Annotated in this window: 18 protein-coding genes and 3 pseudogenes; 7 read left to right on the forward strand and 14 right to left on the reverse strand. The window is 64.9% G+C overall.

All coding sequences use genetic code 11. The features are described from left to right. The first annotated feature begins 523 nt into the window (after positions 1-523). Positions 524-1,987, forward strand: coding sequence for a catalase (locus ALC15_RS23000; protein WP_050629314.1), 1,464 nt, complete (start codon positions 524-526; stop codon positions 1,985-1,987). Between the two features lie 45 nt (positions 1,988-2,032). On the opposite strand, the pseudogene ALC15_RS23005 reads toward ALC15_RS23000, so the two are convergent. From ALC15_RS23005 to ALC15_RS23020, 4 genes and pseudogenes are all read right to left on the reverse strand, one after another. Beyond that, positions 2,033-4,371, reverse strand: a pseudogene (locus ALC15_RS23005) (Tex family protein). A gap of 118 nt (positions 4,372-4,489) precedes the next feature. Beyond that, positions 4,490-5,344: an amidohydrolase family protein gene (locus tag ALC15_RS23010; RefSeq protein ID WP_050629228.1), complete on the reverse strand. Its 855-nt coding sequence runs from the start codon at positions 5,342-5,344 to the stop codon at positions 4,490-4,492. Further along, positions 5,341-6,378 carry an aldo/keto reductase gene (locus ALC15_RS23015; protein WP_050629315.1) on the reverse strand — a complete coding sequence of 346 codons (1,038 nt, stop codon included), beginning with the start codon at positions 6,376-6,378 and terminating at the stop codon, positions 5,341-5,343. The genes ALC15_RS23010 and ALC15_RS23015 overlap by 4 nt, the downstream gene beginning before the upstream one ends. 157 nt (positions 6,379-6,535) lie before the next feature. After that, complete coding sequence (locus ALC15_RS23020) at positions 6,536-6,850, reverse strand: hypothetical protein (RefSeq protein WP_050629229.1); 315 nt, start codon at positions 6,848-6,850, stop codon at positions 6,536-6,538. Positions 6,851-6,932: 82 nt separating this feature from the next. On the opposite strand from ALC15_RS23020, the gene ALC15_RS23025 reads away from it, so the two are divergent. After that, the gene (locus ALC15_RS23025; protein WP_050629230.1) at positions 6,933-7,508 is read left to right on the forward strand and encodes a TetR/AcrR family transcriptional regulator; all 576 of its coding nucleotides are present in this window, start codon (positions 6,933-6,935) and stop codon (positions 7,506-7,508) included. Positions 7,509-7,545: 37 nt separating this feature from the next. Further along, positions 7,546-7,950 carry a GFA family protein gene (locus ALC15_RS23030; RefSeq protein WP_050629231.1) on the forward strand — a complete coding sequence of 135 codons (405 nt, stop codon included), beginning with the start codon at positions 7,546-7,548 and terminating at the stop codon, positions 7,948-7,950. 14 nt (positions 7,951-7,964) lie between these two features. Here the strand turns inward: ALC15_RS23030 and ALC15_RS23035 are convergent, their stop codons facing one another. The 8 genes and pseudogenes from ALC15_RS23035 to ALC15_RS23070 form a co-directional block, all read right to left on the reverse strand. Then, a complete protein-coding gene (locus ALC15_RS23035; RefSeq protein ID WP_050629232.1) occupies positions 7,965-8,804 on the reverse strand; it encodes a class I SAM-dependent methyltransferase in 840 nt (279 codons plus the stop codon). Positions 8,805-8,855: 51 nt separating this feature from the next. Beyond that, positions 8,856-9,713, reverse strand: coding sequence for an alpha/beta fold hydrolase (locus tag ALC15_RS23040; RefSeq protein WP_050629233.1), 858 nt, complete (start codon positions 9,711-9,713; stop codon positions 8,856-8,858). Positions 9,714-9,781: 68 nt separating this feature from the next. Next, positions 9,782-10,831 carry a hypothetical protein gene (locus ALC15_RS23045; protein ID WP_128089559.1) on the reverse strand — a complete coding sequence of 350 codons (1,050 nt, stop codon included), beginning with the start codon at positions 10,829-10,831 and terminating at the stop codon, positions 9,782-9,784. Positions 10,832-11,023: 192 nt separating this feature from the next. Beyond that, positions 11,024-12,144, reverse strand: a pseudogene (locus ALC15_RS23050) (branched-chain amino acid ABC transporter substrate-binding protein). Positions 12,145-12,371: 227 nt separating this feature from the next. Further along, a complete protein-coding gene (locus ALC15_RS23055; RefSeq protein ID WP_050629235.1) occupies positions 12,372-12,860 on the reverse strand; it encodes a hypothetical protein in 489 nt (162 codons plus the stop codon). A 31-nt stretch (positions 12,861-12,891) separates the two neighbouring features. Continuing rightward, positions 12,892-14,106: an acyl-CoA dehydrogenase family protein gene (locus ALC15_RS23060; RefSeq protein ID WP_050629236.1), complete on the reverse strand. Its 1,215-nt coding sequence runs from the start codon at positions 14,104-14,106 to the stop codon at positions 12,892-12,894. Between the two features lie 163 nt (positions 14,107-14,269). Continuing rightward, positions 14,270-15,241 (reverse strand): DUF4424 domain-containing protein, encoded by a 972-nt coding sequence (locus ALC15_RS23065; RefSeq protein ID WP_050629237.1) that lies wholly within the window; start codon positions 15,239-15,241, stop codon positions 14,270-14,272. Positions 15,242-15,326: 85 nt separating this feature from the next. Beyond that, positions 15,327-15,893 carry a hypothetical protein gene (locus ALC15_RS23070; RefSeq protein ID WP_128089560.1) on the reverse strand — a complete coding sequence of 189 codons (567 nt, stop codon included), beginning with the start codon at positions 15,891-15,893 and terminating at the stop codon, positions 15,327-15,329. A 307-nt stretch (positions 15,894-16,200) separates the two neighbouring features. Between ALC15_RS23070 and ALC15_RS23075 the strand changes: the two genes are divergently transcribed. Continuing rightward, positions 16,201-16,425: a hypothetical protein gene (locus ALC15_RS23075; protein WP_128089561.1), complete on the forward strand. Its 225-nt coding sequence runs from the start codon at positions 16,201-16,203 to the stop codon at positions 16,423-16,425. 37 nt (positions 16,426-16,462) lie between these two features. On the opposite strand, the gene ALC15_RS46420 is transcribed toward ALC15_RS23075, so the two are convergent. After that, positions 16,463-16,684 (reverse strand): helix-turn-helix transcriptional regulator, encoded by a 222-nt coding sequence (locus ALC15_RS46420; RefSeq protein ID WP_094194055.1) that lies wholly within the window; start codon positions 16,682-16,684, stop codon positions 16,463-16,465. 210 nt (positions 16,685-16,894) lie between these two features. Here ALC15_RS46420 and ALC15_RS23085 point away from each other — a divergent pair, with 210 nt between their 5' ends. After that, positions 16,895-17,326 carry a hypothetical protein gene (locus tag ALC15_RS23085; RefSeq protein WP_244486218.1) on the forward strand — a complete coding sequence of 144 codons (432 nt, stop codon included), beginning with the start codon at positions 16,895-16,897 and terminating at the stop codon, positions 17,324-17,326. On the opposite strand, the gene ALC15_RS23090 is transcribed toward ALC15_RS23085, so the two are convergent. After that, complete coding sequence (locus tag ALC15_RS23090) at positions 17,323-18,303, reverse strand: AraC family transcriptional regulator (RefSeq protein WP_063781864.1); 981 nt, start codon at positions 18,301-18,303, stop codon at positions 17,323-17,325. The genes ALC15_RS23085 and ALC15_RS23090 overlap by 4 nt on opposite strands. A 388-nt stretch (positions 18,304-18,691) precedes the next feature. On the opposite strand from ALC15_RS23090, the gene paaG reads away from it, so the two are divergent. Next, the gene (paaG, locus tag ALC15_RS23095; RefSeq protein ID WP_050629242.1) at positions 18,692-19,483 is read left to right on the forward strand and encodes a 2-(1,2-epoxy-1,2-dihydrophenyl)acetyl-CoA isomerase PaaG; all 792 of its coding nucleotides are present in this window, start codon (positions 18,692-18,694) and stop codon (positions 19,481-19,483) included. Between the two features lie 113 nt (positions 19,484-19,596). After that, positions 19,597-21,623: pseudogene (gene paaZ / locus ALC15_RS23100) on the forward strand (phenylacetic acid degradation bifunctional protein PaaZ).

Here is a 21,623-nt window from a genome sequence, read left to right on the forward strand (position 1 = left end):
CGCCGCCGCCGCCACCGCCGCCTCTGGCAAGAGCCGCGGGTGCGAGCGCAACGCTGACAGCGAGTGTCGCCGCCGTGAGACACGTGAGAAGTCTGCTCTTCATCAAATCCTCCCTGATTGGGACCGCGGCGAACCTCGCATCGCCGCACGCGAGCATGATCAGAAGACGCAGGCGGGCGGCCAACTTCAACTGACAAATGCGCCAGATTCTGACACCGGGTTTAGGATTGGCGAGCGCGTCGGCATGCGCAGCAAATGACCGGATCGCGGGCCGCAACCGCGTTGGCCGAGATCGACGGACATTTGGCTGGAATCAGCGGGTAGCGCGCGTTGAATCGATCCCCCCGATTTCTTAACCTTAGGCTTATCCAGGAAACGACGTCGTCGCGGCGGGATTTCAGATCCGGTTCACAATTTGTCGATCACCGGGCCTCCTCATCGCGCCGGCCGTAACGCAATCGTCTTTCACCGGCTTCCCTCAGAGCCGGGACGACGAGTGCCGACTTCCAGCAAGGAGCTTTCGATGAGCGACGAGACCAAGAGACCGTTCCTGACCCACGCTTCCGGCGCGCCCGTTGCCGACAATGTGAACATCATGACGGCGGGGCCGCGCGGGCCGGCGCTTTTGCAGGATGTCTGGCTGATCGAAAAGCTCGCGCATTTTCACCGCGAGGTGATCCCTGAGCGACGCATGCACGCCAAGGGCGCCGGCGCGCACGGCACCTTCACCGCCACCCACGACATCACGCACTATACCAAGGCCAGCATCTTCTCGGCGATCGGCAAGCAGACGCCGATGTTCGCGCGGTTCTCGACGGTGGCCGGCGAGCGCGGCGCGGCGGACGCCGAGCGCGACATCCGCGGCTTCGCGCTGAAATTCTACACCGACGAAGGCAATTGGGACGTGGTCGGCAACAACACGCCGGTGTTCTTCTTCCGCGATCCCCTGCGCTTCATCGACCTCAACCACGCGATCAAGCGGCATCCGCGCACGGGCGTGCGCGATCCCGACATGAACTGGGATTTCTGGACGCTGCTGCCGGAAGCGCTGCATCAGGTCACCATCGTGATGAGCGAGCGCGGTATCCCCAGGAGCTTCCGTCACCAGCACGGCTTCGGCAGCCACACCTACAGCATGATCAACGCCAACAACGAGCGCGTCTGGGTGAAATTCCATTTCCGCACCCGGCAGGGCGTCGAGAACCTGAGCGATGCCGAGGCCGAGGCGCTGGTCGGCAAGGACCGCGAAAGTCATCAGCGCGATCTGTTCAACAGCATCGAGCGCGGCGATTTCCCGCGCTGGACGCTGTTCATCCAGGTGATGACGGACGCGCAGGCCAAGGCATTCCCGTTCAACCCGTTCGATCTGACCAAGGTGTGGCCAAAGGCGGACTACCCTCTGATCGAGGTCGGATACTTCGAGCTCAACCGCAACCCGGAGAACTTCTTCGCCGAGGTCGAGCAGGCGGCGTTCACGCCCGCCAATGTCGTACCCGGCATCGGCTACTCGCCGGACAAGATGCTGCAAGCCCGCCTGTTCTCATACGGCGACGCGCAGCGCTATCGGCTCGGCGTCAACCACCATCAGATCCCGGTGAACGCGCCGAAATGCCCGTTCCACAGCTATCACCGCGACGGCGCCATGCGCACCGACGGCAATCTCGGCGCGACGCTGACTTACTGGCCGAACAGTCACGGCGAGTGGACCGACCAGCCGCAGCTGAACGAGCCGCTGCTCGAAATCTCAGGCGCGGCCGCACATTGGGATCATCGCGTGGATGAGGACCACTGGCGGCAGCCGGGTGACCTGTTCCGCAAGATGAACGCTGCACAGAGGCAGGCGCTGTTCGACAACACCGCGCGCCAGGTCGGCCAGGCGTCGAAGCACATCCAGGAACGGCATGTTGCGAACTGCAGCAAGGCCGATCCGGCCTACGGCCAGGGCGTCGCGGCTGCGCTCGCCCGGTTCGCGGCCGGAAAGCTGTAACGGAAATGAGGGGCGACGAGTACGGCTCGCCGCCCTGGTCTGCTCTCAGGTCGGCTTGCCGCGCCCGCTTTTCTCGGCGGCGCGGCGCAGCGCGTCGGCGAGCGCGCCGCCGCCAGACTGCTCCTGCGGACGGCGCGGAGCAGACGATGTCATCTTGGCCGAGCCGCGCGAAAAATCGCGTGACGGTCCCGCGTTGTCCTTCTTCGGTCCGACCTCGTCGTCGAGCCGCAGCGTCAGCGCGATGCGCTTGCGTGCGACCTCGACGTCCAGAACCTTGACCTTGACGATGTCGCCCGGCTTCACCACTTCGCGGGGGTCCTTGATGAAATTCCGCGACATCGCCGAGATGTGCACCAGCCCGTCCTGGTGCACGCCGATATCGACAAAGGCGCCGAACGCGGCGACGTTGGTCACGGTGCCTTCGAGGATCATGCCCTGCTTGAGGTCCTTGACCTCCTCGACACCGTCCTTGAACACCGCCGCCTTGAACGCGGGACGTGGATCGCGGCCAGGCTTCTCCAGTTCGCGCAGGATGTCGGTGACGGTGGGCAATCCGAACGTGTCGTCGACGAAGGATTGCGGCTTGAGCCCGCGTACGACATCGGCGTTGCCGATCAGCGCCTTGATATCGCTCTTGGTCGCCTCGAGAATGCGGCGCACCACCGGATAGCTTCCGGATGCACGCCCGATGAATCGAGCGGATCCTCGCCATTGCTGATGCGCAGGAAGCCGGCGCACTGCTCGAAGGCCTTCGGCCCGAGCCGCGGCACGTCCTTCAGTGCCTTGCGCGACTTGAACGGGCCGTTGGCATCGCGATGCTGCACGATGCTCTGCGCTAGCCCCTGGCCGATGCCCGACACCCGCGAGAGCAGCGGCACCGAGGCGGTGTTGGCATCGACGCCGACCGCGTTCACGCAGTCTTCCACCACGGCATCGAGCGAGCGCGCCAGCTTGGCTTCGCCGAGATCGTGCTGGTACTGGCCGACGCCGATCGCCTTCGGATCGATCTTGACCAGTTCGGCCAGCGGGTCCTGCAGGCGCCGCGCGATCGAGACCGCGCCGCGAATGGTGACGTCGAGATCGGGCAGTTCGTTCGATGCGAAGGCGGAGGCCGAATAGACCGACGCGCCGGCTTCGGAGACCACGATTTTGGTCATCTTGCGCTCGGGCAGCCGCTTCACGAGCTCGGTCGCGAGCTTGTCGGTCTCGCGCGAGGCCGTGCCGTTGCCGATCGCGATCAGCTCGACGCCATGCTCGATCGCGAGCTTGCCGAGGATGGCCAGCGATTCGTCCCAACGCCGCTGCGGCTCGTGCGGGAAGATCGCAGTGTGGGCCACCACCTTGCCGGTCGCATCGATCACCGCGACCTTGACGCCGGTGCGATAGCCGGGATCGAGCCCCATGGTGGCGCGCGGGCCGGCCGGGGCCGCCAGCAGCAGATCGCGCAGGTTCGAGGCGAACACACGCACCGCCTCGGTCTCGGCCGCGGTCCACAGCCGCATCCGCAAATCGATGTTGAGATGGATCTGGATCTTGGTGCGCCAAGCCCAGCGGACGGTCTCGGTCAGCCATTTGTCGCCCTTGCGGCCCTGGCTCGAGATCGCAAAGCGATTCATGATCCGCAGCTCATAGAGGCCGGGCTGGCCGATCACCGGCTCCTGCGCTTCCGGCTTGATCGCAAGGTCGAGGATCTCTTCCTTCTCGCCGCGGAACAGCGCCAGGATGCGGTGCGACGGCAGCTTCGGCAGCGGCTCGGAGAAGTCGAAATAGTCCTTGAACTTCTCGCCATCGGTCTTCTTGCCGGTGCGGACGGTCGAGGCCATGATGCCGTTCGACCACATCTCCTCACGCAGCGCGCCGATCAGGTCGGCATCCTCGGCGAAGCGCTCGACCAGGATTGCGCGCGCGCCGTCCAGCGCCGCGGCGACGTCGGCGACCTGCTTTTCGGCATTGACGAAGGGCGCAGCGGTGGCGTTCGGTTCGTTCTCGGGCTTCGTCAACAGGAGGTCGGCGAGCGGCTCGAGCCCGGCCTCCTTGGCGATCTCGGCCTTGGTGCGGCGCTTCGGCTTGTACGGCAGGTAGATGTCTTCCAGACGACCCTTGCTGTCGGCGGCCAAGATCTGGGCTTCGAGCGCGGCATCGAGCTTGCCCTGCTCGCGGATCGAATTGAGCACCGCGGTGCGGCGCTCCTCGAGCTCGCGCAAATAGGTCAGCCGCTCTTCCAGGGTGCGCAGCTGCGCGTCATCGAGCGCGCCGGTGAGCTCCTTGCGGTATCGCGCGATGAACGGCACGGTGGCGCCGCCGTCGAGCAGCGTCACCGCCGCCTCGACCTGCTCGTCGCGAACTCCCAGCTCCTGCGCAATCTGATGATGAATCTTGGCCACGCTATTCTCTCTCACCCCGTTGCGCCGCGGATCACCGACGGCGCGGACGCCGCTTATGAACCATCCCGGATTGATTCATCAAGGCGCGCTGTGGATCAAATGAGGCGCAGGCGGCAATCTATTTCCGGGATGCCGGCCGTCCGCGGCTTGACAAATAGATGCGCGCAGCATTGCCGCCAAAAATCGCAGCCTTCGCGTCACTTGACAAATCAGCCAGCAGGCTCTCCGCGGCGGCGAACCATTGCGCATAGCCGCCGGCGAGATTGACGACGGGCCAGTCGCTGCCCCACAGCATCCGCTGCGGCCCGAAGCATGCGAGTGCATGAACGACGGCCTCGCGCAGATCCTTGACCTGCCAGTTCGCCGCCGCCTCGGTTGCCAACCCGGACAGCTTGCAGACGACGTTGGATCGGGTTGCCAGGTTTGCGATGTCGTCCTTCCAGCCAGCGATGTCGCCGGTGGCGAGCTGCGGCTTGCCGAAATGATCGAGCACGAATTGCAGGTCGGGATGGCGATCGACCACTTGGACGAGCCGCGGCAGATGGCGTGGCAGCACCAGTGCATCGAAGACGAGGTCGTGCCGCACCATGGCCTCGAGCGGCGCCGCCAGTTCCGGGCGCAGCAGCCAGTCATCGTCGGCGATGTCCTGCACCATCGGCCGCAGCCCGACCAGGAGCTCGCGCCCGGCGATCGCATAGATCCGGCCCGCGGCATCGGACGCATCGAAGTCGATCCAGCCGACCACGCCGCGCACCTGCTCGGCCCCCTTGGCGACGTCGAGCAGGAATGCCGTCTCGGCCTCGGTCGGCGCGGCCTGCACCAGGATCGTGCCTTCGATCCCGGCTGCCGCGAGATGCGGCATCAGGTCAGCCAGACCGAAGTCGCGATAGATCGGCCCGCGTTCGGGCGTCAGCCAGCCGTAGTCGGCGCGCGCCAAAGTCCACACATGGTGATGAGCGTCGATCCGCATCATGCCGGCACCGGCGCATGCTGGTCGAGCAGCCCCTCGGTTTTCAGGTCATGCCACAGCGCGGCGGGTACCGGAGCCGAGAGCGCCGCGGCGTTGCGCTCGACTTCCTGCGGCGTCTGCGCGCCGAGCACGACGCTTGCGACCGCCGGATGGCCGAGCGCGAAATGCAGCGCGGCAGTCGGCAGCGCCACCCCGTGGGCGCGGCAGACGCGCTCGATCGCCGCCACCTTCTGCATCACGTCCGCCGGCGCGTCCTTGTAATTGTACTTGGCGCCGGCCACCGCGCCGGTCGCCAGGATGCCGGAATTGAACACGCCGCCGAGCATCAAGCCGATGCCCTGCTTCTCCGCCAGCGGCATGAATTCGGCGAGCGCCGGCTGCTCGAGCAGCGAGTAGCGGCCGGCGAGCAGCATGGTGTCGAACGTTCCGGCTTTGGCGAATCGCACGCACATCTCGGCCTCGTTGACGCCGATGCCGATGCCCTTGACCACGCGCTCGGCGCGCAGCCTGTCGAGCGCAACATAGGCGCCCTCCATCGCCTCGCGGAACCTGGCTTCGATCGCCTCAGTGCCATGGGTCCAGACGTCGACGTCGTGGATCAGGAGCAGGTCGATATGATCGGTGCCGAGCCGCAGCAGCGACTGCTCGACCGAGCGCATGGTGCCGTCATAGGAATAATCGACCACCGCGCGATGCGGCTGGCCGCCGACGAAATTGGAGCCGTCACCGCGGCCGTGGAACGGGTCCATCCAGCGCCCGACCTTGGTGCATACGACGATGTCGTCCCGCGCCACGCGCCGCAGCGCAGTGCCGCAGCGATGCTCGGCTAGGCCATGGCCGTAGAGCGGCGAGGAATCGAGCAGGTTCACGCCCAGCGCAAACGCCCGCTCCATCGCGGCGATCGCGGCGGTGTCGTCGAGCCGCGCGAAGAGATCACCGAGCGGCGCGGTGCCGAAGCCGAGAATGGAGACATCGAGCCCGGTGCGACCGAGCCTGCGGCGGGGCAGCGCTGGATGTGAAGATGGAGTTTGGTTCACCGTGACGGCTCCCTGCAGTCTTCTTGCTTGCAGGGAGACTAGCCTCGCGGACTGGCCGAGCACAAGCGCATGCGCGCCGCGTGCCATATGCGGACAGTTAGCCGCCAAGCGGGCCGAAAGTTCCGTACCATTGTCAACCCGAGGTGACGACGCCTTCCTAGCCGTCGGAGACGACCCGATCGGCAACGTTGTCGACCACCACGGGACTCTCGAAATAGGTCACCGTCGGATCGGCGCCGTACTTCTCGCGGGCGCGGGCGCGCCACGCATCGGTGTACAGCGCTTCGGCCTCGCTCCTCGAGTTCCAGAAATAGATACCGCCGGCCGTCATGCCGTCCTCGGACAGCAGATAGGTTTTCCGGAGCAGCCCCTGTACGCCGCGATAGATCGGCGCGGTGCTAAGGAAGATGGCGCGCGCTTGCTCGCGCGTGATCGGCTTGGGCAGACTGAACGACGTGACGGCGGTAATCATCGCGAACTCCTGAGACAATCATTCTTGACACAATTGTCAATCTTGACGATGATGTCAAGAATGATCCCACGGAGCGAGTCGCATGGCAGGTGTACGTCAGTTCAACGAGGACGAGGTGATTGCGACCGCGCTCGACGTGTTCTGGCGCAAGGGCCTGCGCGACGCGACGATGCAGGACCTTGCCGCGGCCACCGGCGTGCAGCGCGGCAGCCTCTACAACGCCTATGGCGACAAGGAAGCGATCTTCCTGCGCGCCTTCGACCAATATACCGGGCAATTCCTGGAAGCGGCCGGTTATGCTCTCGATCACGCCGACGCAGCGACCGCTTTGCGAAATTTCTTCGACATGATCATCGTCAACATGACCGACGGTTCGCCGGCGCGCGGATGCCTGACGACGCGTACCGCGCTCGATGCGGCGATCTCGAGCACCGAGGTACGGCAGCGCGTGCAGGACGTGCTGGGCCGGCTCGAACAACTGATCGGCAAGACCCTCAGCGCGGCTCACGGCAGGCGGCGCGGGGCGGACGCCAACCGATTGGCGCGGGTCATCGTGACCTTCACGCGCGGCCTCGCCGTGATGGAGCGCGCCGGCTACAGCCGCAAGCAGCTAAGGGAATCGGCTGCGACCTTCGTCGACGCGGTGGCGGGTGTCTGAGCCGGATTTGTCGGGCCGGGATTTAAGAGGGAACATCATGCAGGATCGAAGCGGCGGCTGCCAATGCGGCGCGGTGCGCTATGTGCTCAAGGCCGAACCACGCGGGATCGCGATCTGTCACTGCACGCATTGCCGGCGGCTGAGCGGCAGCCTGTTTTCGTTCAACCTCGTGGTCCGCGAGACCGACTATCAGCAGTCCGGCAAGACCGCGGTCTTCATCGACAACGGCGACAGCGGCCACCCGGTCGAGCGTCACTTCTGCAGCGGCTGCGGCTCGCCAATCCTGTCCAGGACCGCGCTGATGCCGGGCAAGGTCGTGGTCAAGGCCGGCACGCTCGACAGCATGGACGGCTTGCGGCCGCAGATCGAAATCTACACCGACCACGCCGCGACATGGCTCGCGCCGGTCGCGGGCACCACGCGCTTTGCGCAGAATGTCTGACGGCGCCGCGGTGATCAGTCCGGCGGCTTGCGCGACCAGGCGCCGACGAAGGTCGGCAGCGCGAAGACGCCCTGCATGCCAACCACCTCGGCACGCAGGCGTTCGGCAAAGCTGTCCAGCGCCAGCTCAGCTTCGGTGGCGACGCCGAGCTTGACGATATGCGGCTGGTTGCTGCGCAGGCCGCTCGCCATGTAGTCATAGCCGTCGAAATCCGCGCCGCCGCCGGCGGGCGCGAACAAGCTCATGCGCGGCGCGGGAAGCCCGGCGGCGACGAAGGCGCCGTGCAGCGCAAAGCCCATCCGATTGTTGAGCCCGGCCCGGCGGAACATCTCCTTCACAGTGCCCCATGCCTGTGACAGCAGCGGCGACGGTGGATTGGCGATCGGCCCCTCGCCCCAGTCGAGATCCTGGAACGCCACGATGCCGCCGGGCTTGACGTGGGCAAGCAAGCGTCGAACCAGCGCCGCGGGATCCCCGACATAGATCAGCACCAGCCGGCCGACCACCGCATCGAAATCCCGTTCCAGCTCGATCGTGTTGATGTCGCCGGCCCTGAACGACACCTGGCGCAGGCCGAGCGAGCGCGCCGTAGCCGCAGCCTCCGCGACGATGGCGGGATTGCTGTCGACGCCGACGACCGCGCCGCTCTCGCCGACCAGGCCCGCGGCGATGAAGGACACGTTGCCCGCGCCGCTTCCGACATCGAGCACCTTCATGCCCGGCGAAAGCCCGGCCTCCTTCAGGAGTTGCCATGTCGACGAATCGTAGAGCTGTGACTGGCGCTTGAGCCGGTCAGTCTCCGCGGTCGAGCGCCCCATCACATAGTAGGGATCGTAGCCGGACGTCTCTTGCATGGATGGTCCCACCTTCGGTTCGTGAATCAGAGGTGCCAATTGCGGCCGTGCTCACTGCGACGGCAGGCGCGCCAGAAACGCTTGCAGATCGGCCGCAAAGCGCTGCTCGAACGCGATGGCGCGGTGGGGTGAATGGCCGCAACCTTCATAGCGAACGATGCCGGCGCGCGGATTGTCGCGCGCGAAGCGGACCTCGTGGCCCTCCAGCAACGCTGCCCCGCATCTCGGATCGGCCTGGACAATCTGGACGGGACACAGGAATTCCCGCCCGGTCGCGATCGCCGCAAGAACCGAGCCCGCAACGTTTCCGCCCGCCCAGCATCGCCCGTCCTGCCGCTGCAGCGCAGAGGCATGGCTCAACAGATGACGAGGGTTGAAGTGATCGCCGCCGATCCCGCCCATCGGCGTCGGTGAGTCCGCAACGAACGCAAGGTATGTGCCGAGCGGTGCACGCGCTTGCTGCCATGTCGCCTGACGCGCGCTGACGATCGAAAACAGTTTTGGGAAGACCGATGTCTCCCACTCCCCCGGCTGCCCCAGATACCACGGCGGATCCTCGAGAAAGGCGGCACGCACATTGGCATCGCCGCCTTGCGCCAGCACGCCTGCAACGCAGCCGCCGAGCGAGTGACCGACAATCACCGCCGGGCGTCCGATCGCGGCGAGCGCCGCCTCTGCATCGGAAACATAGCCGGCGAGCGCATAGCTTGCGGCCCGGTCCGAGTGCCCGTGGCCGCGGAAATCCAAGGTCCAGACCCGATATCGATCCTTCAGCCGACCGCCGATCTCCTGCCATGTGTCCCGGCTCAACGACAGGCCGTGCAGGAACAGAAGCGGTTCGCCGTCCGTCGGGCCATCAACAGAAGCGGCAAGCCCGACGCCGCGGTTATCGAGCGTGATATCGGTCAACGAACATCTCCGTTACGAAACGCGATCGACACCGGGCGGCGGGCAACTCAGCACGACACCCGCCGGTCTCAACGCCCGATCTGCCGGAACTTGTCGGTGAGGCCGTCGAGATAGCCGACCCAGGTCGAATTGATCGGCTGGTTCTCGATCAGCGCGTGGAAGCGGATCATCATGCAGATCAGGAACAGCGGCTGGATGAACGCCGCACGGATCGTCACCGCCAGCAAAGCCGCGATGAACACGGTGACCACTGCGCCGTACTCCCTGACCGCCTCCGGCAACCAGACCGTCACCAGCCCGGCGGGGACCAGCAGCAGCAGGCAAAGCAGGATGCTCAGGATGCGCTCGACGATAACCATCCAAACCGACGTGGTCAGGATCGGCCGGGCGTTCTGGCAATAATAGACCAGGCCGTCCTGGATGTTGCGGCTGGGATGATCGCCGCCGCGCGCCAGATCGTAGGACAGCACCACCTTGTCGAGATAGCGCGTCGCCGCTGCCAGGATGGTGTTGAGCAGGCCGACGATCGCCTTCATGCCGGGTGCCGGCAGCCAATCGCCGAGACTATCGAGCGCATTGTGAAACGCGCGCAGCACGGCGCGGATCAGCGCGTTGAGCCCGAACAGGACCGCGACCTCGCCGAACCGGTCCATCACGATCCGGCGGCCATAGGCAAACTGCCCTTCGGTGCCGTTGCCGATGCGGCCATGCGTGATCAGCTCGGTCAGCACGGCGACGTGGCCGCAGGCGATCATGTGCAGCGTGTAGCGCAGGACGGCGCCCCAGATCCATCCGCCGAGCAGCAGCGTGCCAAGCAGCCAGCAATAGCCGAACACGCTGGCGACATGGGTGCCGAGCCAGACCGCGCCGCCTACGACGACAAAGGCGAACACGGCGCACGCCGCGGCAAAGCCCAGCAGCACGCCCCATCGCGCCAGCGCATAAGGCAGCGTCTCGAGCAACAGTTTCAGCGCGGTGCCAAGCCCGTGATCGCGCACCAGCAGCGGATAGGAATGCGATGGCCCTTGCGACGATCCTTGAGACGACCCTTGGGACTCCCCCGCGGCACGCCATTCGCCAGAACGACCGCCGCCATTGCTCAGACTCATGTCAGACACGTGTTGCTCTCTTCCGTTGCCGTCGAACGACGTCCGGCGATGGCAGTCGTTGGGTAAATCAGTTGGTAGCGTTGCCGCCTGGCGTCACAGCGCCAACACCTCCGGGGCTGGCTGAGGGTTGGTCCGTTGGCGCTGTGAGCCGGCACAGCCGCGACATCGATCAGGGAGATGAGCCGATGTCGCGGCCAGCGATCATTGACCGGCGGCCGGCAGCTCGGCATAGTTGCCGTCCTTGTCGCGGCGGTACACGACATAGTCGATCAGCGTGATGTCGCCCTTCGGCGTGTAGCTGATATTGCCGAGCACGGTGTCCCAGCTTCCGGCCTTGATGGCGGCTGCGACCTTCTTGGCGTCCGTGGTCTGGGCGCGGGTGGCTGCCTGGCTCCAGATCTGGAACGCGGCATAGCTGTAGAGCGTATAGCCGTCCGGATCGATGCCCTTGTCCTTGAACTTCTTCAAGGTCGCGGCCGCGGTCACCTTCTTGCGCGGATCCGGCGAGAAGGTGAACAGCGAGCCCTCGGCAAGCGGACCCGCGATCGCCGCGAACTGCTTGTCGACCAAGGCGTCGCCACCCATCAGCACGGCATTGACGCCCTGCTCGCGCATCTGACGCAGGATCAGCGCCGCTTCGGCGTAGTAGCCGCCGACATAGACGAAATCGATCTGCTCCTTCTTGAAGCGGGACACCAGCGCGGCAAAATCCTTGTCGCCCTTGGTGTAGGCTTCATAGAGCTTTTCCTTCACGCCCGCCGCGTTGATGGCGTTCTTGGTTTCGTCGCAAGGCCTTTGCCGTAGGTCGTCTTGTCGTGGATGATCGCGATGTTCTTGGTCTTGTAGTTCTTGATGATATAGGCGGCCGCGACCATGCCCTGCTGGTCATCCCGGCCGCAGACGCGGAACGTGTTCCACAGCCCGCGTTCGGTGAACAGCGGGTTGGTCGAGCCCGGCGTAATCTGCAGGACATTGCCCTCGGCATACGCGTCAGAGGCGGGAATCGACGTCGACGAGCAGAAGTGCCCGACGACGAACGGAATCTTCGCGCTCGCCATCTTCTCGGCAACCGACACTGCCTGCTTCGGATCGCAGGCGTCGTCGCCGACTTCCAGCTTCAGCTTCTTGCCGAGCACGCCGCCGGCCGCATTGATGTCGGCAATCGCGAGATCGGCGCCGTTCTTGAACTGCTGGCCGAAGCTCGCCTCCGAACCGGTCATCGGCCCGACCACTGCAACACTGATATCCTGCGCCATGGCTGCGCCGGACAAGGCCAGGCTCGCGCCAAGCGCAAGAAAGTATCCTCGAAGTGCAAACTTCATCACATTCTCCTCGATGGTCTCAAGTCGCCTCAATGCATCGCAATCGACTGGAATCGCCGGGTGCGACGATCACCGGGGGCTGCCTTGTATGCGCGCGGCAGCCCGCAGGCTCGGACTGGGGCGACGGGGGATTGGACATATGCGACATCGGGCAACAATGTGAAACACGTTGCCGTGCATTGGTGCTCGAATCGTACAAGAAGCCACCTTGTGTGCGTGACAGCACATCACGGCCGCACCAGCGGCTCTGACTCTTCCGGCTTGACGCCGGCTCCGACCGGTGCGGCCGCCTCGACGGCGCCCTTCAACTCGATCTCGTAATAGCCGCCGATCTTGATCGCGCCCCATTGCGTCGAGACCGCCAGATTGATGCGTTGTCGCGCCGGCAGATCGGCATCGGTATGCCGGCGCGCGATGATGCCCTGAGACAGCACTTCGATGTGGGACAGCCGAACGCCGTCCGCGTTCGAGAAGTCGAAGTTGAGATGCTGCGGCAGCGGACGGCCGAACACGCCCATCTCCTTGAAGGCGAGTTCGACATCGACATGGCCCGGCCCCGCCATGAACGTGTAGTAATGGCCACGGACATCATTGGTGATGTTGGCGCGATTGATCCCGACGCCGAGCACGACCGGATGACGCGGATCGGTGGACTGCGCCGATGCCGGGGCAATCAACGCGCCAATCCAGAGAAGCAGGCAGAGCGCCGGCTTCACGACCGCCTCAAGTCCACGGGCGATCGACCGTTCACTGAGCGGCTGACAGGGAGCATGCATCACCGCGGTCATCCGAGAACAGCAGGGGTGTCGACCGCATGTCCGCGCCGAGATGCGCTTGACCTGCCATCTGATAGTTGGCTGGCGCCAATGCCAGGTGCTGGACAGCAGCATGGACGTCGCGCACGCAGCGTTCGAGCCCGCAACTCACGTCGAGCGAGGCCGAGCCGCCGGCGCCGAACATCAACTCGGTGGCCTGCTTGGCCGCGTTGGCCGCATGGGTCGATGCCAGCCACAGCGTGGCGCGCTCGGCAACGCTGAGTGCCTTGCCGGCACTGATCGCCTGCCATGCTTCTCCCAGCGTGCTGTAGAGAAAAGCCCGACCCGAGCCCAGCAAGGCCTCGGCACGTCCGAGATCCGCCTGGACCAATGCATCCTCGGTGAGCAGCTTGCGCGAGCGCGCCGCGATCTTACGTCCGACAAGCCCGACCAGGATGTCGATGGCGTGGCGGGCGATCCCGAGCGGCACGGCCGCGAGCGCCGCCCCGAACAGCGCAATGGTCGGAAACGCATAGAGCGGCCCCTGCTCCACCGGCGGCTCGCGAAACGAGAGCGAGCGCACGGATGGCACGAAAGCATCCGCGATCCCATAGTCATGGCTGCCGGTGCCGCGCAGCCCGATACTGTGCCAAGTGTCGAAGATCTCGCATTGCGCGGTCGGAAACATCATGAAGCGCATCACCGGGGTGCCGTCAGGATGCAAGCGCGGTTGATCGCCGTCGAATATCCGGCAGTTTCCGATCATCCAGCCGGAGTGTTGGCAGCCGCTTCCGAGCGGCCAGCGGCCCGTGACGCGATAACCGCCGTCAATGACCTTCGCGATGCCGAACGGCCGCAAGGCTCCCGCGGTTCGAACCAACGGGTCGCTGCCGTAGATTTCTCGTGCGGCATCCTTCGCGAGATAACCGCCGAACACGCCGTAGACGCCGCCGATGGCCATGCACCAGCCTGCGGCACCATCGGCGCGCGAGATTTCCTCGACCACACGAACGAGCGTCGCCGGGTCGGCCTGCTCGCCACCGATGGCGCGCGGAATCCAGAGCCGGAAGAGCCCGGCCTGCGCCATCGCTTCAACCAGCGGGACGGCCAGCCGCCGCGAACGCTCACTCTCCTGCGCGGATGCCTGAACCAGCGGCGCGAGCGCCGCGGCAGCATCGACGAAGGAAGATCGGATGGTGTCAATCATAGCTGCCTCGCAGCATCGCTGTCGATCGCCCGCACAAGGTGATCCACCGGAGCCGCCCTTTTAATCGCCTCGGCGATGCAAGGCTCGGACGGAGGCGACGGCGATCGGGACGCATGCGACATCACTCAGCAATGTTCGCCTTCATTGCATGCTCCTTGCCTGCCTAATTCGGATTCGGAACGAAGATCACAATCTTCAGATCTCGCGACGGCGTGAAGTTCGTGTGCCGGACTTCGAAGCGGGTCGGTCCGGTCTTCTTGACGCCTTCGGCGCAGAAGCTGACGAAATTGGCGGGCTCGCCCTTGTCCACGGTAAGATGGAAATCCCCGATCGGCGCCGCCCAGTTGGCGCCGGTCGAGAGCACATAGGCAATCGACCGTTCGCTGAACGGCGGATAGGGAGCGCGTCTCGTCGCACGCGCGCGCTCGATCGAGTGGACCAGATCGTCGTCGATGCAATACGACGCCAGGAAGCTCTTGGCTTCCGGATTGCTGCGCCAGTTGTCGGCGCCGATAATGGTCTGCACGGAGCCACCGACGCTCGGACGATAGGTCTGCTCGAAGGTGATCTCCCTGCCGGCGGGAAAGGTCTGCGTCCAGGTATAGGCCGAGCGCAACGTCCAGGTCGGCACCAGATGATCCTGCATCGGGCCACCCGACCCATAGGTCTCGATCGCGCCGACGCCGAGCTTGACGAGTTCCGGCCAGTTCGATTTCGGCACTTTGTCGAGCAGATCGCCGGCAGGCCCCCTGATCGGCATCAACGGAATGCCGAGCTTCCGCAGCAGCGCGGTCTGATCCACATCGTTCGCGAGCGCGGTCTGTTCGAGATGCGGCGCAGCCGCCTTGCCGTCGACCGTGACGTGGAAATCAAAGATGTTCTCGGGATTATCGGTCGGCAGTCCGATATTCTCGTCGCCCTCGGTGCCGGCGATATCGGGCATCGGGAACGCGATCATGATCGTCTTGTCGGTGGCCGCGGTGTTGAAGAACCGGTAGACGATCCGGATCTCCTTCTCGGAAATGAACAGGTCCTCGGAGCGCATCACGATGTCGGGGTCCTGCTTGAAACGCAGCCCCCCGGTTTCCAGTGCAGCCGACGTGTCGTTCGCCCGCGCGCACCAGGGCATCAGCATGGCAAGCAGGACTGGAAAAGCCCCTTTGGCTATCGGAGGCATGGTCATTCCTTCTCTCTTGATTGGGGGAGCAAACTCCCGGTCATCAGTCGCATCCATCCTTGACCGGGAAGAAATCGGATACGTCGACGTGCGTCGTCTCGATCGGCAGCACGACCCAACTGTCCATCTCGAGATGACCGCACAGCTTTACGACAGCGATCGATTTCCGGCCCTGCCAGGCAGTTGCCATGAATCCGATCGGCACAGCACTGCGCTCGAAAACATGCAGCTTGGCAATGCCGGCGGCAGCGCCGGCCGCAAGCGAGATCGTGATTTCGCCGGCGCTGGTGCCACCAGGCCGGATCGGCGATCGCCGCGGTGGTCCAAACGAGAGTTCGCTCCCGGGTGAGACCGCGACGGTCTGTTGGAACCCGTTTTCGATCCTGAGCACAGGTTTCGCACCGGCGGCCTCGGTGGCGATCGGCGCTATTCCCGCTAGAATGCAGACCATCATCGATGCTGATCGAATGAACGAAACCGACATGAGCGCAATCCCACCTGAATGAGTGCGCGCAAGGCCGAGCCGGTTCGCTGAGTCGTGATCTTTCTCCGAATCCGGTATCGATGCACGCGCACGCGCGCCGTCGCTGCGAACGATATTGAATGGCAAGGACTCTTCCTGTCGCGATCAGACGGAAGCTACCTTTTATGTGCTTCGCGGACGTGCGGCACGGACCGATGCGACACTGACTTGGACATATGCGACATCGGTCCACGAGTTGAATCGAACTTGTCTCCGCCCGTCGTATGGTCGTCCGACGGCAATGTTGTAGGCAGGCAGGCTGCCCGTTAATGATCGCCCGCCTCGGACGCTCCTGTTTCGTCGACGACCCTCATAAGGATGGACAAGCGGCATGCGCGGATCATATCGGCGGATATCCCGATCGCTCCTGTTGATCGGAGCAGCACTGATCGTGATGGCCGCTTCGACGCTCACATCCGAAGTCGCGATCCGCTGGGACGCTAAAAATGCCTACCGCAAATGCGACGGCGCGATCGACGGCACCATCGCCTGGCCCTCCGAGCCGGAGGCTGCATGCGTCGCCATGCTGATGTGCGCGAATGAGAGCGTGCTGTCCGCTGAGCGGCAGCAGCGATTGATCGAACAGATCCGGCGGGTGCCGGGCTGCGGCGAGCCGTAGGCAATGGCCACAACCACAGCCCGAGGCGTGCGTTCCGTCAGAAACGGCGCGGCGCGATGCGGATGTCCGACGGCGTCGCGTTGTAGCGCCGGCGAAACGCGCGGTTGAAGTAGGACAAGTCGCCGAACCCCGCCTCGAATGCGATGGTGCTGATGCTGCGGCCGGTGCGGCGTGGATCGACCAGCAAGCCATGTGCGCGCGCCAGCCGCTGGTCGAGCACAAATTCCGAGAACGTCGTCCCATCCGAAGCGTTTGGCATCATCGATTCTCTTGGTGCCGCGGCACAGCGCTCGCGATCCGCGGCTGACTTGTGGCGGCTCCGCAACGCCGGGCTCGATTGTGCACGATGTCGTCTCCGTCCAAATGCATGTCGCATCAGTCCATGCATCGCGTTTCAGAGACGCCTAAGGGTCGGCCGGCAAGTTGCCAAGCACACACGGCTTAGGAATTTTCGGGCATGGGACAAGGGATGGCATCGAGTTCACCAAACGGAGGAGCAATGCTCGCATCAAATCTCTTGCGTATCAGCGTCGTACTTTTTGTCGTCGGGATCGGCTTCGGCATCGGCATGGGTGTGGCCGAGGATTTCACGCTGGCGCCCGCCCACGCTCATCTCAACCTGCTCGGATTCGTCGGATTGTTCCTTGCCGGGCTTTACTACCATGCGTTTCCAGCCGCAGCCACCGGTCCGCTTGCCAGGATTCAGGCCTGGCTCTCCGTGATCGGGGCCGTCATCTTTCCAATCGGGATTGCGGCCATCCGGATCGGTGGCCCGACTTACCGGCCCGTCGTCGTGGTCGGTTCGCTCGTCGTGTTCGTGGGAGCTGCCCTGTTTGCCTTCATCGTTTTCCGCAACGGGGCGGGACGCGATGAGTTGCAATCGAAGATCGACGTCGGTTAGCGCATTCGCGGCACTGCGCGGATATCCGACGGCGTTGCGCCGTAGTGCCGGCGGAAGGTGCGGTTGAAGTAAGAGAGATCGCCGAACCCGACTTCGAACGCAATCGTGCCGATGGTGGTGCCGCTGTGGCGTGGATCGGTCAGCAGATGATGCGCGCGCGCCAAGCGCTGGCCGAGCACGAATTCCGAGAAGGTCGAACCTGCGCTTTCGAACAGCCTCTGGATATGGCGCGGCGTGAGCTTCAGCCGGGCCGCCACCGCGGGCAAAGTGAGATCGCCATAGCCGAGATTGTCATTGATGTCGGCCTTGACCGCGGCAAGCCGCGCGGCCGCCAGCCCGCCGTCTTCGGCGGCAACCGCTGCATCCCGGTTCGCGCCGATGATCAGCGCGCCGAGATCGACCAGATGCTTGACGACGGCACCGCGCAGTTCGGGAGTTGCCAACTGATAGCTGTCTTCGAGCTCCCGGACATAGAGCGCGAGCAGGCGCATGGCTTCGGTGTTCGCCGGCAACGGACGGATCAACATATCCTCGGGATCGTGAACCAGCGATGCGAGCGCCTTGCGCGGCAACCTGAGGCCGACGAAACGGCTCGGCGACATCGGGACCAACATATCGCCGGCCTCCGCGCTCGACTGCAGCACGGCCTGTCCCAGGCTGAGCTCGATGTCGCGGCCGCGCTGCGAGGCGCGGGTGTTGCCGCTGGTGATGATCGTCAGCACCAGGTCGTCGGTGCCGTCGAGCAGTTCGCGCGGTCTTGCGATCTTGAGATTGCTGCACGCCCAGGATCCGATGCCGAGCCCGGACAATTCGCGCACGTGCGCTTCCGCATGAAACGCCCCGTCGTCGAGCGGCTCTGGATCGAGCTTGACGATCATCCGCCCGATCTGCTCGCGAAACACCGGCAAGCGATCTCGCTCGCCGAAATGCGCAGTCGAGAACCGAAACCCCGCGATATCGCCCGACTGCATTGTCATAGGCCTGCCCTCATGGCGGCGGACGTCGCCGTTGATATGCGGCTGATTTGTGGCGGCGCTCACGCGGCATGGGGGCCATGCGGCGTGCCCGCAAACGTGAACCTTTCGCGGGTTCCGCCGATGCCTCGATCTGACAACTGTCAAGCGTCTCTGCATAAGCATCGCAAATACGCGGTGCTGGCACGGCGCACGAAATTGTTCCGATCTTGATGGGTTGTCGGTCCGAAATTCGTCGGCCGGGACTAAAATTGTCCCCGCTCCGATCAGCCCGAAGACCCTGTCCGCATCGGAGCGCGGAGAATTATAATTGACTGACCGGACGGTCAATAGTAATCCAGTCGCAGGTCATGCGATCTCAATCATCAAAAGCCGAGAACGGGAGGTAATCATGGTCAGCGATCTGGTGTTGACCGATATCCGCGCGGGATATCGCGTCCTGACGCTCAACAGACCCGACCGCCTGAATTCGTTCAGCGCCGATCTGCATACCGCATTGATGGCCGCGCTGATCGCGGCAGAACAGGACAAATCCTGCCGCGCGCTGATCCTGACCGGAGCGGGACGCGGCTTTTGCGCCGGGCAGGATCTCTCGGACGGCGTCTTCACCCCCGGCGAGACGCCCGATCTCGCAGCGCCGATCGAAAAATACTACAACCCGCTGGTGCGCAAGTTGCGCAGCATTCCGATGCCGGTCGTGTGCGCGGTCAACGGCGTGGCCGCCGGCGCCGGCGCGAACGTGGCGCTTGCCTGTGATATCGTGATCGCCGCACGGTCGGCCAAGTTCATTCAGGCTTTTGCGAAGCTCGGCCTCGTCCCCGATTCCGGCGGCACCTGGTTCTTGCCGCGGCTGGTCGGCGGAGCGCGGGCGCGAGCGCTGGCCCTGCTGGCCGAGCCGATCTCCGCCGAACGGGCGGAAGCGTGGGGCATGATCTGGAAGATGGTCGAGGATTCCGAGCTGGCCACGGAGGCCCACGCCCTCGCCGCCTCGCTCGCGACGCAGCCGACCGACGGCCTTGCGTTGATCAAGCAGGCGCTCGATGCCTCCGAGACCAACACGCTCGATGCGCAACTCGAACTCGAGCGCGACCTGCAGGGCCGCGCCGGACGATCGGCGGACTATGCCGAAGGCGTCACCGCCTTCCTCGACAAGCGCGCACCGCGTTTCGCCGGAAGAGCCTGACACCGATTGAACGTTCCGCCCGCAAGGCAAGACGCAACATTGATCACAAGTCAGAGGATTCGACTTCGATGACACAGCCCCAATCCAGCGGCGCTCGGGCGTCCGACAACGTCATGAAACTCGACAGCTTCGTTCGCGGCAAGTGGTCCGGCGCGGGCGATCCGGCCGCCGAGATTCACAGCGCCGTCACCGGCGACGTGGTGGCGCTCGCGACCAGGAGCGATCTCGACATGCGCGAGATCCTCGCCTATGGCCGCGCGGTCGGCGGCAAGAATCTCCGCAAGCTGTCGTTCCACCAGCGTGCGGGCCTGCTGAAGGCGCTGGCCGACTATCTGAGCCAGCACAAGGACCGGCTCTACAAGCTGTCGCTCCATGCGGGCGCCACCCGCACCGACGCCATGATCGACGTCGATGGCGGTATCGGCACGCTGTTCGCCTATGCCAGCAAGGGACGCCGCGAGCTTCCGAACACGAGATATCTGCTCGACGGCAATGTCGAAGGGCTCTCCAAGGGCGGCGCGTTTGCCGGTCAGCACATCGTGACGTCGTTGCACGGTGTCGCCCTGCACATCAACGCGTTCAACTTCCCGTGCTGGGGCATGCTGGAAAAGCTGGCGCCCGCGCTGCTCGCCGGCGTTCCCGTCGTCACCAAGCCCGCGACGGTCACCGCCTACGTCGCCTACGAGCTCGTGCGGATGATCACCGAATCCGGTGCACTGCCGGAAGGCGCGCTCCAGTTCATCGTCGGATCGACCGGCGACCTGTTCGACCATCTCACCTGCCAGGACGTGGTGTCGTTCACGGGCTCGGCCGACACCTCCCAGAAGCTGCAACGGCATCCGGTCGTTGCGCGCGAAGCTGTCCGGTTCATCGCCGAGCGCGACTCCCTGAATGCAGCGATCCTTGCTCCGGACGCCGAGCCGGGAAGCCCGGAGTTCGATCTCTTCATCAAGGAAGTGGCAAAGGAGATGACGGTCAAGGCCGGGCAGAAATGCACCGCGATCCGCCGCGCGCTGGCGCCGTCAGCGCAGCTCGACGCCGTGATCACGGCCTTGCGCGACCGCCTGGCGAAGGTCGTGATCGGCAATCCCGAAAGCGACAAGGTCAGGATGGGACCGCTGGTCGGACTCGGCCAGCGCAGCGACGTGCTCGCCCATGTCACGAAGCTGCGCACGGAGGCGGAGCTGGTGGCCGGCGATCCCGACAATTTCCCCCTCGTCGATGCCGACGCCAGGCGCGGCGCCTTCGTCCCGCCGCTGCTGCTGCATTGTGCCAAGCCGGTCGCGGCAACCGCGGTGCACGAGATCGAGGCCTTCGGACCAGTCTGCACCGTGATGGGGTATGACGAGCTGGACCAAGCCATCGCGCTGACCAATCGCGGCGGCGGCAGCCTCGTCGCATCGGTCTACACCCACGACATCCAGGCCGCGGCCGAGCTCACCTTCGGCATCGGCAGCTTCCACGGCCGTGTCGCGATCATCGACCGCGACTGCGCGACCGAGCACACCGGGCACGGTTCGCCGATGCCGCAGATGGTCCACGGCGGCCGGGCCGCGCCGGCGGCGGCGAGGAGCTGGGCGGTGTCCGCAGCCTGCAACACTACATGCAGCGCACCGCGTTGCAGGGTTCCCCTCGCATGCTGAGCGGTGTCACCGGCCGCTGGCTCAAGGGCAGCCCGGTGCTCGAGGGCGACCTGCACCCGTTCCGCTATCACTACGACGATCTCGAGATCGGCCGCACGCTGGTCTCGAAGTCGCGGCAGATCACCCTCGACGACATCGAGCACTTCGCGCATTTCACCGGCGATACCTTCTACGCCCACATGGACGAGGAAGCGACCAAGGGGCATCCGTTCTTCCCGGGCCGCGTCGCGCATGGCTATCTGCTGCTGTCGTTCGCGGCCGGCCTGTTCGTCGATCCCGACTATGGTCCGGTGCTGGCGAATTACGGCCTCGACTCCCTGCGCTTCGTGAAGCCGGTGCAACCGGGCGAACAGATCCAGGTACGGCTGACCGCCAAGGAGAAGACACCGCGCAACAAGCAGTATGGCGAGGTGCGCTGGGACGTCGAGATCACGACCGGCACCGGCGAGACCGCGGCGACCTACGAACTGCTGACGATGAATGCGATGCGGGGCTAG

It is taken from the genome of Bradyrhizobium viridifuturi, from assembly GCF_001238275.1.
In the GTDB taxonomy this organism is placed as follows: domain Bacteria; phylum Pseudomonadota; class Alphaproteobacteria; order Rhizobiales; family Xanthobacteraceae; genus Bradyrhizobium; species Bradyrhizobium viridifuturi.